General features: G+C 51.1%; 10 protein-coding genes. 9 read left to right on the top strand and 1 reads right to left on the bottom strand.

Annotated features, from left to right (window positions below; translation table 11 throughout):
• Window positions 1–45: 45 nt before the first annotated feature.
• A complete protein-coding gene (locus tag ABYT30_RS04675) occupies window positions 46–1,479 on the bottom strand; it encodes a M48 family metalloprotease (RefSeq protein ID WP_373079681.1) in 1,434 nt (477 codons plus the stop codon).
• 157 nt (window positions 1,480–1,636) lie between these two features.
• On the opposite strand from ABYT30_RS04675, the gene ABYT30_RS04670 reads away from it, so the two are divergent.
• From ABYT30_RS04670 to ABYT30_RS04630, 9 genes are all read left to right on the top strand, one after another.
• On the top strand, window positions 1,637–1,867 hold the full coding sequence (locus tag ABYT30_RS04670; protein WP_373079683.1) for a sulfurtransferase TusA family protein: 231 nt from the start codon (window positions 1,637–1,639) through the stop codon (window positions 1,865–1,867).
• A gap of 39 nt (window positions 1,868–1,906) precedes the next feature.
• Complete coding sequence (locus tag ABYT30_RS04665) at window positions 1,907–2,992, top strand: AI-2E family transporter (protein ID WP_373079685.1); 1,086 nt, start codon at window positions 1,907–1,909, stop codon at window positions 2,990–2,992.
• 43 nt (window positions 2,993–3,035) lie between these two features.
• Window positions 3,036–5,900, top strand: a complete 2,865-nt coding sequence (locus ABYT30_RS04660; RefSeq protein WP_373079687.1) for an insulinase family protein — start codon at window positions 3,036–3,038, stop codon at window positions 5,898–5,900.
• A gap of 355 nt (window positions 5,901–6,255) precedes the next feature.
• Window positions 6,256–8,901 (top strand): pyruvate dehydrogenase (acetyl-transferring), homodimeric type, encoded by a 2,646-nt coding sequence (gene aceE / locus ABYT30_RS04655; protein WP_373079731.1) that lies wholly within the window; start codon window positions 6,256–6,258, stop codon window positions 8,899–8,901.
• Between the two features lie 21 nt (window positions 8,902–8,922).
• Window positions 8,923–10,545: a dihydrolipoyllysine-residue acetyltransferase gene (gene aceF / locus ABYT30_RS04650; RefSeq protein WP_373079689.1), complete on the top strand. Its 1,623-nt coding sequence runs from the start codon at window positions 8,923–8,925 to the stop codon at window positions 10,543–10,545.
• Between the two features lie 332 nt (window positions 10,546–10,877).
• Entirely contained in the window at window positions 10,878–12,365 is a 1,488-nt protein-coding gene (locus tag ABYT30_RS04645) for a circularly permuted type 2 ATP-grasp protein (RefSeq protein WP_373079690.1), read from the top strand.
• A complete protein-coding gene (locus ABYT30_RS04640) occupies window positions 12,362–13,294 on the top strand; it encodes an alpha-E domain-containing protein (protein WP_373079692.1) in 933 nt (310 codons plus the stop codon). The genes ABYT30_RS04645 and ABYT30_RS04640 overlap by 4 nt, the downstream gene beginning before the upstream one ends.
• Window positions 13,295–13,519: 225 nt before the next feature.
• Window positions 13,520–16,051: a circularly permuted type 2 ATP-grasp protein gene (locus ABYT30_RS04635; RefSeq protein ID WP_373079694.1), complete on the top strand. Its 2,532-nt coding sequence runs from the start codon at window positions 13,520–13,522 to the stop codon at window positions 16,049–16,051.
• Window positions 16,048–16,595 (top strand): transglutaminase N-terminal domain-containing protein (locus tag ABYT30_RS04630; RefSeq protein ID WP_373095436.1); only part of this gene is annotated, 548 nt, incomplete at its 3' end. The genes ABYT30_RS04635 and ABYT30_RS04630, both read left to right, overlap by 4 nt.

The following is a 16,595-nucleotide window of genomic DNA, read 5'->3' as shown; positions in this document are numbered from 1 at the left end:
TAACTGCGCGTTAAAGCCCGCTGGATTGGCTGATAAGTGGCTAATTCACAGGTTTTTTAATTTCTCTTCCATGTCGGCAATATCGCGTATGCGCTGTTTGATGCGAGCTTGCTGAATTTTGTTATCAACGGTGAGTCCGTAGGCGTAGCGCAATTGCATTTTTGCGCGCTCAAATTGCGCTTGCAAAATAAAGTACTCCGCGCGGGCAATATGCACTCCCAGAATATTGCCGGCTAAACCTCGCACCTCAGCCAATTGATACCAGAGGTTGGGGTCGTCGGGGCGGTGTCGTGTTTGCTGGCTAAGTACTTGATCGGCCTCTTCGAAGCGGTTGTCGAGTTGAAAGATCTCTGCGAGCTTTACGGTGTAGGGGTAGTTATTAGGGGCAATTGCCAGCTGATTTTGCAGCAGGGCTATGGCGTCGTTATAGCGTTTTTGTCCTGCTAGAATATCGACCTTGGCGAGTTGATAGGCAATGCGGCCACTGTCGTCTTTAAGCAAGGGGGCGAGTTGTTGGTCTGCTTCCTGCCAGCGATCCAATGCAGTTAAGGCAATGACGACCCCGTAACGGCGGGCTTCACCGTTCACGCCGCTGTCGCTCTGCCAATTTATAAGCAGGTCCTCTGGGTTTTTGCTGTGCTGTAGCGCTGCCCGCATCCGCATTAATTGGAAATTTAAATTGTCGGTATACACCTTCCGCGGGTATTGGCGGGCGCGATTGGCGCTGTCGCTGATCCGACTGTCTGTTAAAGGGTGAGTTAGCAGAAACTCAGGGGGCTTGGAGCGGGCATAGCGCCGATTGGCATTCATATTGACAAACATTGAGGGAATGCCATTCGGGTCCATATTGGCTTTAGAGAGTGTTTCCATCCCTAGGCGGTCAGCCTCTTGTTCGTGTTGGCGGCTAAAGCGCAATTGACTATCCAGCGCGGCGGCCTGGGTGGCGGTTATTGCCGCTATACCGGCATCGGCGCCAGCGGTGGCGGCCAATACGACCCCAGCCAATAAACCCGCAAGTGTGGGTATGGTGCTCTGTCTGGCGTTGTCCATGGAGCGGCTAAAGTGACGTTGACTGAGGTGAGCAATTTCGTGGGCCAGTACGCCGGCTAGCTGAGCTTCGTTGTCGGTATATAAGAAAATGCCGTTGTGCACGCCGACTACGCCGCCGGGCACAGCGAAGGCGTTAATGGTGGCGTTATCGACAATGACGGTTTCTAAGCGACGATCTTTCAGCTCGCTGTGCGAAGCAAGGCGGTAGAGTAGGCCTTCTACATAGTCTTGCATCAGGGGGTCGTTAACTGTTTTTACCCGACTACGGAACATTTTCAACCACATCCTGCCCAAGTCATGCTCTTGTTGGGCTGAGTAGCGTGAGGCGGTGACATCGCCTAAATCGGGTAGGTTGTCGCTGGGGCTGTTGTCGGCAAATACAAGGCTGCCGAAAACAATGAGGCTGATACCGAAGGCGCGTTTTAACACAGAAAATCCTTAGCCACTCTATAGGAGGAACACAATATGAGCCTTGATAATACAAGAGCGTCGCTACTATGACCTCATTATTCATTAAAAGTGCTAGCTTGGGCCATGTTGCTGGGCAGGCTATACTAGCGAAAATTTGAATTTACACATCGAGCTTATGACGCATATTGATATCTATTTAGACGCCTGCGGCTTAGATTGTCCGCTACCCTTGTTAAAAGCAAAGCAGGCGCTTAATCGCATGGCTACTGGCCAAGTCTTGGAGGTATTGGCAACGGATGTCGGTTCCTGGCGGGATTTTGAGGTGTTTGCCAGCCAAAGCGGCCATACTCTGTTGCTCAGCGAAGAGCAGGATGCTTGCTATCGCTATTTGTTTAGAAAGAAATAGGTCTCACACCCCTCGTTACCATTTTTAAAGGATTGCTTCATGCTGGGTATTGTTCGCTCGTGGTTTGATCGGCTATTTGCGGAAGAGGAGACCGTGGTCCTCCTTCTCTTAATTGCCGCCGTGCTGCTAATGATGCTAACCCTAGGGAATGTGCTGGTGCCTATTGTGGCGAGCATTGTTTTAGCCTTTATGATGCAGGGTATTATTGCACGCTTAAGTCGGCGCGGTGCGCCGCAATGGTTGGCGGTCGGCGTAGCTTACCTCGTTTTTGTCAGTGTGTTTTTTGGTGTTTTGGTCGTGCTGCTGCCGTTGGTTTGGCAGCAGTTGATCAATCTGTTTCAGGAGCTGCCGGCGATGCTCCGTAAATTGCAGCATTTATTACTGGTCTTGCCAGAGCGCTCGGAGCTTTTTACCGAACAACAAATTCGCGAATGGATGGCGATTGCCAGCAAGGAGCTGGGGTCGGTAGGCCAGTATTTATTGAGCTTCTCGATAGCACAGCTGCCGAATTTACTTGGCCTGATGATTAATATCGTTTTAATACCGATTCTGGTTTTTTTCTTTTTAAAGGATAAAGTCACTATCTTGTCTTGGTTGGCGGGCTTTTTACCAAGCCACCGCCCGCTACTGAGTGCGGTCTGGTCAGAGATGAATGTGCAGGTTGCTAATTACGTGCGGGGCAAGGCGGTGGAAATCGTTATTGTCGGCGTGGTGTCTTATATTAGCTTTGAAATCATTGGCCTCAATTACCCCGCGCTGCTGGCTCTGCTAGTAGGGCTGTCAGTGGTGATTCCCTATATTGGCGCCGCTGTCGTGACCTTGCCTGTATTACTAGTCGGGTTTATTCAGTGGGGCTGGGGAGGGGAGTTTTTAACCCTATTTATTGTCTACAGCGTGATTCAAGGTTTAGACGGTAATGTGTTGGTGCCTTTGCTGTTTTCTGAGGCGGTCAATATGCACCCTGTTGCCATTATTGTGGCAGTGCTGGTGTTTGGCGGTTTGTGGGGTATTTGGGGGGTATTCTTTGCGATACCCTTGGCGACCTTGGTTAAAGCCATTATATACGCTTGGCCGCGGCCCGTGCGGCGTACTTCAGTTGACGAAGGTGAAACCGTCGCAGATTAAGTAGTGCACTGTGGTAAATTGTTTTAATAAAAAAGGAAGCTTTGTGAATTATTTAAAATCGGCGTTTGTGCTCGTCTTAATGTTCCAACTGTCAGCGTGTACTTGGCTGGAAGGTGTCGGTTTAAATAACTCGGGATATGGCAGTAGTGCTCAGTCGATCGTCAAGCCTCCGAGTGATCAACGCGCATATCGCTACACGGTTTTAGAGAATGGTCTCAAAGTTTTATTAATTTCGGATGCCGGTGCGGATAAGGCCGCGGCCTCACTAGATGTGAATGTCGGCAGTCGCCAAGACCCAGAAAACTACCAGGGCTTGGCCCATTTTTTAGAGCATATGCTATTTCTGGGTACTGAGAAATACCCAGAGGCGGGTGCTTATCAAGCGTTTATTACCGCCCATGGCGGTAGTCACAATGCCTTTACCAGTTTTGAAGATACGAATTACTTTTTTGATATTAGCGCCGACTCCCTAGAGCCAGCGCTAGATCAATTTGCCCAGTTTTTTGTGGCGCCGTTATTTAATGCTGAATATGTCGGCCGCGAAGTTAACGCGGTGAACTCGGAGTACCGAGCGAGGATTAAAGATGACCGTCGTCGCGAATTGGCGGTGTTTAAGTCTCAGCTTAATCCTGCGCATCCCTTTGCAAAATTTTCAGTGGGAAATTTGCAAACGCTGCATAGCGACAACGAGCAGGCGCTGCGGGAGCAGCTATTAGCTTTTTATCAGCAGAATTACTCTGCCGATATCATGACGTTGACGGTAATTGGCCGCGAGTCATTAAATGAGCTTGAGGCGATGGTATTACCCAAGTTTAGTGGCGTAGCCAATCGCCAACGTCAGTTGGACGATATTACTGAACCACTGTTTAAGGCGGGTGATTTACCGCGCTGGATCAATATCCAACCGGTCCAGAATCGGCGCTCACTGTCGGTGAATTTCCCAGTGCCAGATGCGCAGCAGCACTGGCGGAGCAAGCCACTAAATTATATCGGCAATATCTTGGGGCACGAGGGTGAGGGCAGTTTGCTCGCGGTGCTGAAGGCCAAAGGCTGGGCCGACAGTTTAAGTGCCGGTGAGAGCTTGAACTTCCAAGGCGGTGCCATGTTCGGTATTGAGGTCGCGCTAACCGAAGCTGGGCTCAATCATGTCGATGAAATCGTGGCATTGATATACCAAAATATTAAACAGTTGCGAGACGCGGGTATTGAGCGCTGGCGTTTTGTTGAGCAATCCGGTTTGGCAATACAGGGCTTTTTGTTCCGCGCACAGCCGGCAGCAATTAACGAAGTGGTGCAATTAGCGATGGCGATGCAGAAATACCCAGCTGCAGAGGTTATGCGCGCGCCTTTTATCATGGACGATTATCAGCCCGAGTTATTAACTGAGTTTCTCGCTGCGATGCGTCCCGAGAATAGCTTTATTACCTTGGTTGCACCTAGCGTAAAGGCAACAACTGAGGTTCCTCGCTATCAAGTGGCTTACAGTAAGCGACCGATTACTGCGGGTGAATTGGCGGCCTGGGCACCGGCCAAATCGAAAGCGTTAAAATTGCCGGTAAAAAATAATTTTGTCGCGAATGACTTTAGTTTAAAAAAGGGCAAAAACGGGAGTACGCCTTTACGAGTCGATAGCACCATGCCGATAGAACTTTGGTTGCATACCGATGATGTCTTTGAACTGCCCAAAGGCAGGACGTACCTGTTGCTATCATCGGCGCAAGCTGCCGGTGATGTCGACGCCTTGGCTAAAACCGAAATGTGGTTGCGCATGGTAAAAGATCAGCTTAATGAGTTGACATACCCTGCTCAGCTGGCGGGCTTGGACTTTAATTTAGATGTTGATTGGCGCGGTATTGAAATTAGCGTAGGTGGTTTTAACCAAAAGCAAGATGAGTTGTTAACAGAAATTCTCGCGGCACTGAAAGCCCCAAAATGGCAAGAGGGTCGCTTTGCACGACTGCAGGCCCAGCGCTTACGGCAGTTTGAAAACGCAGTGAAACAGTCGCCATATCAGCAGTTAATCGCTGAGTTGCCGCGCATGCTGAGTCATGAGCGGCCGGGCTTGCTTGCGCACGAGGAGGCCACTCGCAAACTGACTATGGCGGCGGTGGCGGAGCATGCTCAATCAGTTTTGAAATCTCTACAATTGCGTATGTTACTCGACGGCAATTTTGATAAAAGCGATGCGCTTAACATGGCCAAGCTCGCGGCCAAGGCTATGCCGCCGAGTGAATCGCATACGCCGCCGCTGGAACATATTAGCCATTTGAAGGTGGCGGAGTTGCAACGCAACGTGCCGGCTGAGCACGACGACAGTGCCACGCTGTTTTATTTGCAAAGCGGCGAGGTGGGTAAGCAGGCTAGAGTCGCAATGGGCTTAACGGCACAGATTTTAAGTGCTGATTTTTATCACCAGCTACGTACGCGCAAGCAATTAGGTTACGTCGTTAGCGCCAGCGTCTATCCCCAGCGTGACGTCGGTGGTCTGATCTTTTTAGTGCAGTCTTCGGTTGTCGATTCAGCGACCTTGCAGGCCGAAATTACTCAGTATTTGGATGGCTGGCTAAGCGCAGGTATTGATGAGGCTACTTTTGCGCAGCACAAGGCGAGCTTGCTCAAGCGGCTGGCCGAACAGCCTGAGAACTTATGGGAAGCTGCGGGTCGCCATTGGCAGGATTTGCTGGAGAATTATCCGGAGTTTAATAGCCGCGACTTACTTGTGCAGGCCCTGACAGAGTTGAATTACCAAGACTGGATGTCAATGATGACTCGTGACCTGAGTGCAACTACGCGACGTGGTCTATTATTGTATGCAGCGGGTAAGTGGCCGAGCAGGGAGCCTAAGGGCTTGCGAGTGGACAGTGCGGAGGACTTCAAGGGAAATTTACCGGCTTACTCGTTTAAGTAAGTGGGGGTATGTCATTGTTTTTGATGGGTTCGTCATATTTTATTCATATAATAAATAACAGTATTTTGTTGATTTATGGCGATTAAGCTGCAAAAATCTCTTGCTCTTAATCGTTGTAAACCGGCGTTTGAGAAGCAAATAAATCCTATTATTCGGGTATTCGCTGGCTCAAAAGGCCGACGTTTAGCCCAGCCGGGCCAGGTGATAACCGTCACCAACGGGCAGATGACAAACACCGTGAGCTGATCGCTCAATGGTGTGCCAGTTGTAAACGGAACACTTCCAAGCACGTCGCTTGCTGGTCTGGACAGCCCACTGTACTTGCTAAGGACTGTGTATGTATCAAGACCCCGATTTGCGCGAAGATTTAGACCCCCAAGAAACCCAAGAATGGCTTGAAGCCCTAGATGGCGTATTAAAAAACGGCGGCCGTGCCCGTACCGCGTTTTTGATGAAACGCTTGGCGAAACACGCTGCGCGCGCTGGCACCCAGTTGCCGTCGGCGATCACCACTTCTTTTCGCAATACCATCGAGCCCCGCGATGAGCGGCGGATGCCCGGCGATTTGTTTATGGAGCGCAAAATTCGCTCGATGATTCGCTGGAATGCCTTGGCAATGGTGATGCGTGCCAACGATAATAATGAAGGTTTGGGTGGTCATATCTCCAGCTTTTCATCGTCGGCAACACTCTATGATGTGGGCTTTAACTACTTCTTCCGCGGCGGAGAAAAGGCCGATTTAATTTATTACCAAGGCCACAGTTCACCGGGCATGTATGCGCGTTCGTATCTCGAAGGGAGAATTGACGAAGATCAGCTCGATAATTTCCGTCGTGAAGTTGACGGTGCTGGTCTTTCTTCATACCCCCATCCGTGGCTGATGCCTGATTACTGGCAGTTCCCAACGGTGAGTATGGGGCTGGGGCCGATTCAAGCAATTTACCAAGCTCACGTTATGAAGTACCAGCACAGCCGTGGTCTGGTAGACCATGGCGACCGCAAAGTCTGGTGCTTTATGGGCGACGGCGAGAGCGATGAGCCGGAATCATTGGGCTCTATTGCATTGGCGGGTCGAGAGGGTTTGGATAACCTCGTGTTTGTGGTGAACTGTAATTTACAGCGCCTCGATGGCCCCGTGCGCGGAAACGGCAAGATCATTCAAGAGCTGGAAGGGGTTTTCCGCGGCGCCGGTTGGAATGTCGTTAAAGTCATTTGGGGCAGGCACTGGGATCAGTTGCTTGAAAAGGACAAGACTGGTTTGTTGCGCTTGCGCATGAATGAGGTTGTTGACGGCGAGCTACAAAATTACAAAGCCAACGGCGGTGCTTATACCCGTAAGCATTTCTTCGGCAAGTACCCGGAGCTGTTGGAACTGGTCAAAGATTTATCAGACGACGATATCATGTATTTGAATCGCGGTGGCCACGACCCCTATAAAGTCTATGCCGCCTACGCCAAAGCGATGGAGACTAAGGGCCAGCCAACTGTTGTGCTTGCCATGACAGTAAAAGGCTACGGCTTGGGCGAGGGCGGTGAAGCCCAGAACGAAACCCACTCGGTTAAAAAGCTCGGCGTTGAAGAACTGAAAAAATTCCGCGATCGCTTTGGGGTGCCGATCAGCGACGAGGACCTAAAAACCGTTCCTTATTACCGACCTGCGCCAGACAGTCCTGAAATGGTGTATATGCGCAAGAGTCGGGAAAAGCTTGGTGGCTTTTTGCCCGCTCGGCAGGCTGATTTTGAGGCTTTGAAAATCCCGACTTTAGACAGCTTTAGCGCTCAGCTTAAAGCCACCGGTAAGCGGGAAATCTCTTCGACGATGGCCTTCGTACGGATGCTGTCGACCTTGGTTAAAGACAAGGAAATCGGTCCGCGGATTGTGCCTATTGTACCCGATGAGGCACGTACCTTTGGTATGGAGGGCATGTTCCGCCAGTTGGGAATTTATTCCTCGCAGGGTCAGCGCTATACCCCCCATGATTCTGATCAGATCATGTATTACAAAGAAGACAAGCAAGGTCAGATTCTGGAAGAGGGGATTACCGAAGCTGGTGCCTTCTCGGCGTGGTTGGCAGCGGCAACCTCGTACAGTAATCATCACTACCCGATGATTCCGTTTTATATTTTCTACTCCATGTTCGGCTTTCAGCGCATTATGGACTTGGCTTGGGCGGCAGGTGACTCTCAGGCGCGGGGCTTCCTTTTGGGGGCAACAGCCGGACGCACCACGCTAAATGGTGAAGGGCTCCAGCACCAAGATGGGCACAGTCATTTAATGGCAAATATGATTCCCAACTGCGTGTCGTACGACCCCACCTACTCCCATGAGCTGGCCGTAATTATTCAAGACGGTATGCGCCGCATGTATCAGGACAAGGAGAATGTCTTCTACTACGTGACGGTGATGAATGAAAACTATGCCCACCCCGACATGCCGGAAGGCAGCGCTGATGGGATTATCAAAGGCCTGTATTGTCTGGCGCCGAGTGCGGTGAAAAAGCCGAAGCTGAAAGTCCAGTTAATGGGCAGTGGCACGATTCTGCGCGAGGTCGAGGCGGCGGCGGCAATATTAAAAGCGGACTATAAAGTCGAAGCCGATGTCTGGAGTGCAACCAGTATTAACTTGTTGCGTCGTGACGGCTTGGATTGTGAACGCTGGAATATGCTGCACCCAGAGAGTGACGCCAAAGTGCCCTATGTGACAGAGCAGCTCCGCGGTCGTCAGGGCCCGGTGATTTGCGCCACCGATTATATAAAGTCATACGGAGAGCAATTGCGTCCCTATATTGAGTCGCGCTATGTGGTGCTTGGCACAGACGGTTATGGTCGCTCGGATACCCGCGCGAAGTTACGCGCGCATTTTGAAGTGGACCGTTATTATATTGCGGTGGCCGCGCTGAAAGCATTGGCTGATGATGGGAAGCTACCACTCAGTGACGTTAGCAAAGCGATTAAGGCCTTTGGTATCGACACTGAAAAGACTAACCCACTGTATCGCTAATTTTTTGAGAAGGATTTTTTTGTGGCTAAAGAACTTGTAAAAATTCCTGACCTCGGTGGCGGCAGTGTCGATGTTATTGAGGTTTGTGTGGCGGTGGGTGATGTGGTCGCGAAAGATGACTCACTGCTGGTCTTAGAGTCAGACAAGGCGTCTATGGAAATCCCTTCGCCGATGGCGGGCAAAGTGCTGAGTATCCGTCTTAAAGAGGGCGCAACGGTAGCCGCTGGCGATGTCATCTTAGAGCTGGAAAGTGAAGGATCTGGGGCTGAGACAGTCGCTGAATCGGTGCCGGCCGAAAACGAAAACGAAAACGAAAACACGGAGGAGTCAGCGCCTGAAGCGGCCGCAGCGCCGACCAAGCCTGCCAGCAGCTCGGCGCGGGAAATGATTTTGGTTCCCGATGTGGGTAGTAGCGAGGGCATTGACGTTATTGAAGTCTGTGTTGCGGTGGGTGATGTGGTTAAGGAGGGGGACTCCCTCGTGGTTTTGGAGTCTGACAAAGCCTCCATGGAGGTGCCATCACCGTATAGTGGCAAAATCACGAAACTCGTCATGAAGGTCGGCGACAGCGCTAAACTAGGTGCCGAAATTGCGGAGATCGAGCGCGAAGTGGATAGCGCTGCAAATGTGAGTGAAGTGGCGAGCTCGGCTGTACCGGTCAACGACGCGCCTAAACCCGCCGCCCCTGCAGCGCAAACTCCCGCACCATCTGCGGCTAAGCCTGCGGCGACCGTGACCAGTCACGCTGATGTGTATGCCGGCCCGGCGGTGCGCAAACTGGCAAGGGAGTTTGGCATAGAGCTGGAACAGCTAACGGGAACCGGTCCCCGTGGCAGGATACTTAAGGAGGATGTTCAGCAATTTGTTAAAGATCTGGCCAAGGGTAAAGGCGGGGTCTCGTCCGGCGCTGGATTGCCATCGATCCCTGAGGTTGATTTTAGCCAGTTTGGTGAGATCGATACCCAGCCATTGAGTAAATTGCACAAGCTCACTGCAGCAAATATGCACCGCAGCTGGGTTAATCTGCCGCATGTAACGCAGTTCGACGAGGTGGACATTAGTGAGCTGGAAGATTTTCGTGCTGGCTTAAAGCGTGAAGCTGAGCAGCGTGGGGTGAAATTGACGCCACTGCCGTTTTTGCTTAAAGCCGCCGCGGCGGCATTGCAAGCGCATCCGAAGTTTAATGCTTCGCTTAGCGCTGACGGCGAGAATATGGTGTACAAGAAATACATTCATATTGGTATTGCAGTCGATACCCCTGCCGGCTTAGTGGTGCCGGTGATCCGCGATGTGGATAAAAAATCACTGTGGGAGCTGGCGGCAGAAACCGCTGAATTGGCGCAAAAAGCCAAGGATCGCAAGTTGAAACCCGCTGATATGCAGGGCGGCTGCTTTACTATTTCGAGCCTTGGCAATATCGGTGGCACAGGGTTTACACCGATTATTAACGCGCCAGAAGTGGCCATTATGGGCGTATCCAAGTTGGCAATTAAGCCTGTGTGGAATGGCAGTGAGTTTGTGCCTAAGAAAATGCTGCCGGTGTCACTGTCTTACGATCACCGCGCAATCAATGGCGTTGACGCTGGCCAGTTTTTTACCTTTATGGGGACTGTGCTGGCGGACATTCGGCGATTGTTGTTATAAGTGCGGATAAAAATGCTGGCTAAATAGTGGCGAAACTCGAGAAACCTTCTTCACTTAGTGGCGAGGGTTTTTTTTGGTCGATAGATTGCAATAGTGCGGCTAAAAGGGCATTAATTTGCTAATAAGTTGGTATGCTGGAGGTGTCGAGCAATCCTCCTTGTCGTCCTGCGACTTGGCTTAGCTATTGCAAGCTAAAGTGTAAATGAGTAGAGAAATGCCAAGAAATTGGATGGTTTTTGCTCTTGGGTGTGGCCCTGCAGTCACTGTGATCGCACCATGATGGCGCGCTTTTGTTAGTGGCTACGTGTAACAATGTATTGGATACGACACGCATGATAGATAAGAAACAGGAAGAATCTGACGGTATAGACTGGAGTCGGTATCCGTCAAAAGATTTTTTTGACGAAATGATTACCAGCAAGGGCAAAGCGCGCTCGGCTAGCCGGAAAATAGTGAAACTCCTTGGTGATCTAAGTTGTGAAGATCTAGAGAGCCGTCGAGTCGCGGCCGAGAGCACGGTCCGTGATATGGGGGTAAGTTTTACCGTTTACTCCGACGGCGAAAATATCGATCGCACCTGGCCCTTTGACTTGATTCCGCGCGTAATTAGCGCCGAAGAGTGGGAGCACACCGCAAGAGGGCTTAAGCAGCGCGTCAAAGCCCTCAATATGTTTATTAACGATGTCTACCACAAACAGCGGATTTTTAAGGATGGCGTGCTGCCTGCCTACCTGATTAAAGACTCGAAAAACTTCCGTCCGGAATGTGTTGGCATTAACCCACCGAAAGGGGTCTGGGCGCATATTTGTGGCTGCGATTTAGTGCGTGATGCCGACGGTAAGTTCTATGTTTTAGAGGATAATCTGCGGGTGCCTTCCGGGGTGGCCTATATGCTGGAAAACCGCGAAGTTAGTAAGCGTGTGCTGCCCGAATTTTTCGAGGCCAATGATATCCTCCCGGTCGACGATTATCCGACTAAACTTTTCAATATGTTGGCCTCGGTGTCGCCGCGGCGGGTGCGACAGCCGGAAATCGTGATTCTCACACCGGGTATTTACAACTCCGCCTATTTTGAACACGCGTATTTAGCCCAGCAGCTCGGTGTCGAGCTTGTTGAAGGCAGCGACCTATTCGTGGATGACGATGACTGCGTTTACATGAAGGCGATTTCTGGCCTAGAGCGGGTCGACGTCATTTATCGGCGTATTGACGATTTATTTTTAGACCCCGAAGTGTTTCATCCGGATTCCATATTAGGTGTGGCTGGGTTAATGCGGGCCTGGCGCGCGGGGAACGTGGCTCTGGTGAATGCACCGGGCGCCGGGGTTGCCGACGATAAGGTGGTCTATGCCTACGTGCCGAAGATGATTGAATATTATCTGGGCGAGGAGGCAATTTTACCCAATGTCGAAACCTATCTGTGCGACGACCCGGAACAACTAAAATATGTTTTGGCGAATATTGAAAAGCTCGTGGTGAAGCCGGCGAATGAGTCTGGCGGCTACGGCATGATGGTGGGGCCACACGCCACCAAAAAAGACCATGCGGAGTTTCGTAAATTGGTGGTGGAAAATCCTCGCAATTACATCGCTCAACCTACGCTAAGATTATCCACGGCACCGGTTCTGACTGGACCCGGTGAAGCGGAGCCGCGCCACCTAGATTTGCGCCCCTTTACCTTGCAGGGCAAAGATCTCGATGTGACGACGGGAGGGCTCACCCGAGTTGCATTAGTAAAAGGTTCTTTGGTCGTCAACTCCTCCCAAGGTGGTGGAAGTAAAGATACGTGGATTGTGGCGGAGCGGGAGGTGAAATCATGATGCTGTCGCGTGTTGCCGAGCGGGTCTATTGGTTTGGCCGCTATATTGAGCGAGTCGAGAGTATGGCGCGCCTCATTCAGGTGTATACCGGTCTGCTCTTTGATTTACCGCCGAATACGGGTATTAGCTGGCATAACTTGGTTATTGCTAGTGGCAGCCACGCTGAATATAACCGGCGGTTTAGCGTGCAGGACGAGAAACGGGTCATAAAGTTCTTGCTGGAGGATCTTAGCAACCCGAGCTCGTTGGCATCATCGCTGCGCATGGTAAGGGAAAATATTCGTACGACCCGGGATATGTTGCCACCAGAGAGTTGGGAGTTGATTAATGAGTTCCAAATTTATGTAAACGAAAACATGGCCCAAGGTCTGGGACGACGATACCGCCATGAGTTTTTGGGGCAAATTGTTAAAACCTGCCAGCAAATTAATGGCCTCATCGCCGATACCATGCGCCGAGACGCGGCATGGCATTTTTTAAATCTTGGGCGCAGCTTAGAGCGGGCTGATATGACCTTAAGAATACTGGAAGCCGGCGCCAGTATGTCTAGCGATTTCATTGAAAACGACACCAATCATGTATTGGACGTGGTCTGGGGTAGTGTATTGGGTACCTTAAATGCGACTATGCCCTACCGGCGCACCATGAAAGTGGCGGTAAACGGCGATGACGCAGCACGCTTTTTATTGGAGGATACCTTATTTCCTCGCTCAGTTGCCTGTGGGCTGCTGAGAATGCGCGAATCGGCTGAATTGCTGCCAGGCAATGAGACAGTAATTGTTGAACTGACAAAATTAGTAGATACGGTGGCAAAGGGTAGCGACTATAATGATGTCTCTAAGGGCTTTCCCGCCTACCTGACGGCTTTGGAAAAGAGTTCTATTGTTGTGCACTCTGCGATTCAGGAGAGCTGGTTTCAACCTAGCTAATTCTGACTCTAAGCGGTGTTAGGGGGATGCCGGAGGGCTGGCTGTTTGCTCGGTTCGGGTACATACGGTATCTTTCCCTCCCAGCTTTTGCTTGTGGCGGCAAAACTGCCATTTTGTGGGTGATTTCGGTTACCAAGTAAAATATAAGCTCTAAACAGCGGGGTGGCGGTGTTCCCAGTTCCTGGGGAATCCCTTTTATTGATCTAGTACTTTGGCATCGCATCCATGTTAACTGACCGTTTTGTATACACACCCCAGCACGACCAATACGACGAGGTCGTGGACCAGGACGGTCAAATTCGTGAACATTGGCATTATCCCATGCGGGTAATGAATGCCATGGGGGTTGACGCCTTACTCGAGCGCCAGCGCACTGCCAAACGTATTCTGCGCGATGACGGGGCTAGCTACAGTCCCGGTGGTCAGCTCAATGTCAGCCACACTTGGAACCTCGATTTACTGCCCTTAATCCTCTCCAGTCAGGAGTGGGAAGGCGTTGAAAACGCCCTGCGCGAGCGCGCCGAATTGCTGAATTTAATACTCAGCGATTTATACGGCGAGCGCAGCCTCATACTCAATAAGGTTATTCCCCCGGCGGTTTTATACAGTCACCCAGGGTTTCTACGCGCCTGCGATGGCATTCGTTTGCCCGGTGAACACCAGCTTATTTTTCATGCCTCAGATTTGGTGCGTTCGGCAACGGGTGAGTGGCTTGTTATTGGCGATCGCACCCAAGCGCCATCGGGAACGGGCTATGCGCTGGAAAACCGCACGGTGTTGCGCCGGGTAATGCCGAGCTTGTTCCGCGACGCCCATGTCCATCGCTTATCTAATTTCTTTTTGCAGTGGCGGCGTAAACTGGCGGAGTTGAGTCAGACCAAAGACGCGCCGCTGGTAGTGTATTTAACCCAGGGTGCGTTTAAAGAGAACTCTTTTGAAGACGCCTATTTGGCAAACTATTTGGGCTACCCTCTAGTTCAGAGCCGCGATTTAACGGTGCGCAAAGGCGGGTTGTGGCTGAAATCCTTGGACGGCTTGCGACGAGTAGACGTCGTTTTGCGCCGTATTGACGACAGCGTTGCCGACCCCGTTGTTTCTCGGCAAAGTTTTGGTCAGGGGATTCCTGGATTAACCGAAGTAGTGCGCGCCGGCGGCGTGGTGATTGCGAATCCGCTTGGCAGTGGGATTTTAGAGAACCCGGTATTGGCCAAGTATATGCCTGCCATTGCCCGCCACTTTTTGGGCCGTGACCTGCGCTTAAACTCAGTGCCCACGTGGTGGTGCGGTGACGCAGCTGATTTAGAGTATGTTAAAGCCCATTTTGATGATCTATTAATTCGTCATACCTGCCGGGCGCCGGGCCGACACAGTGTGTTTGTCGCCGAGCTAAACCCAGAGGAGCGCGTCAGCTTACTCGCCAAAGTTCTAGCGAATCCAGTTGATTATGTCGCACAAAGTGCGGTCCGACCGTCGCAGACACCTGCGCTTGATGGCAAGGTGTTCAGTAGTCGGCCCTTGGTATTGCGGAGTTTTACGGTAGCCAGCGGAAGCTCCTACTCGGTGATGCCCGGCGGGCTTACCCAGATTGGCACGCACACCGATACCCAGCATATCGCGAGTCAGTATGGCGGCGGCAGTAAAGATACGTGGATACTCGCCTCTGAGCCGGAAGTCGAAGATAGTGTTTTTGAACCAGAGAAACTGGCTCGGCAGTCTCAGGCACTTGATCGCAATTTCAGTTTGCCTAGCCGCGTAATTGATAATTTATTTTGGTTTGGCCGTTATGCTGAACGGGCCGAATCGGGCTTGCGTTTGGTGCGGACAGTATTTGAAGAATTAAATAGTATTGAGCCTTTGTCACCAGAAAGCCGCCGAGTACTGCTGTGTTCGGTGACCCATGTAACGGGAACTTACCCCGGCTTTACCGCGAAAACGGCTGATTTTAATGCGCCGGAACATGAACTGCTGGATATTGTGTCTAATCGCTCGCGCCCCGGCAGTATTGCCCATTGTTTGGAGGCAATTTTGCATTCGGCCGATGGCGTTAAAGAATTGCTGTCGAATGATATGTTGCGCTTGGTGAACGATATTCGTGACGGCATGGAATTTCTGAATAAAAACTTAAAGAGCAGTTTGCAGGCTGCGCCAGACGAATTACTTGATCCCTTGATTACCAGTTTGTTGGCCTTATCCGGTCTCAGTCAGGAGAGCATGGTAAGGGGGCGAGCCTGGCGCTTCATGGAAATGGGGCGACGCCTAGAGCGTGCTCAAAAAACAGTCGAACTGCTTACGCGAATGTTAGTGGTGAAGGTGGGTGATGGCCAGAATGTGCCATTGCTTAAACCTGTGCTGGCAAGCTTAGAGTCACGAATTGTCTACAAGCGCTATTATCGCAGTGGCTATCGCCTAGATAAGGGCATGGAGTTATTGCTATTTGATCGTGAAAATCCGCGTTCAGTGATGTTTCAGTTAGAGAGCCTGCGCAGTCATCTAGATGAAGTCCTAGGCCAGAACAAAGGCATTCAACTAACAGAAGACATGCGGTGTATTTTGCGAGCGAGCAATACCTTGCTAATGTCGCGCTTGGATGAGCTGGCGGCAAGGGATGAGGCGAGCGGCGAGCACTTGAAATTGGGTGAAATGCTCAGCCAGCTAGACAGTGATTTAAAGGCTGCTTCCCAGGCTTTGGCAGATCGTTATTTCGATCACGCGGCTGGGCCGCAACCGGTTGAAATGAGCGGCAGGGACGAAACATGAAATACCGAGTCAAGCATTCGACGCGCTATGAATACGCAGATCAAGTGAACCAGGGCTATAACGTCGCTTATCTCATTCCCCGTGAGTGTAATGGTCAGCGGATAAATTTTAGTGATATTCGTATTGTGCCAACGCCGACCAGTAAAATTAAACGGGTCGATTATTTTGGCAATGTGGTGTGCCATTTCACCGTCGAAAAGCCTCACCGAAAGCTCGAAGTTATTGTCGATAGTGAAGTGGAAATTGCGCCCTCAGAACCTCGTTTGCTAAGCGGCGGTATCACCTGCGCAGAAGTCCGTGCGGCGCTCCTCAATGGCAGTAGCACTGAGGACGTAAAGGCCTCAGAGTTTTGCTTCGACTCTCCGATGATTGGGGTCACAGAGGAGCTAAAGACCTTTGCCGCGGACATTTTCAGCCCAGAGCGTCCATTTTTGGCGGCGGTAAACGAACTGAATTCACGCATATTTAATGATTTTAAATATGACCCCGGTTTCTCCACCGTGGCGACACCGTTAAAAGACGTCATGGCTAGTCGCCGTGGGGT

Source organism: Zhongshania sp., from assembly GCF_041623545.1.
GTDB lineage: Bacteria > Pseudomonadota > Gammaproteobacteria > Pseudomonadales > Spongiibacteraceae > Spongiibacter.
This window is presented reverse-complemented; position numbering and strand designations above follow the sequence as displayed.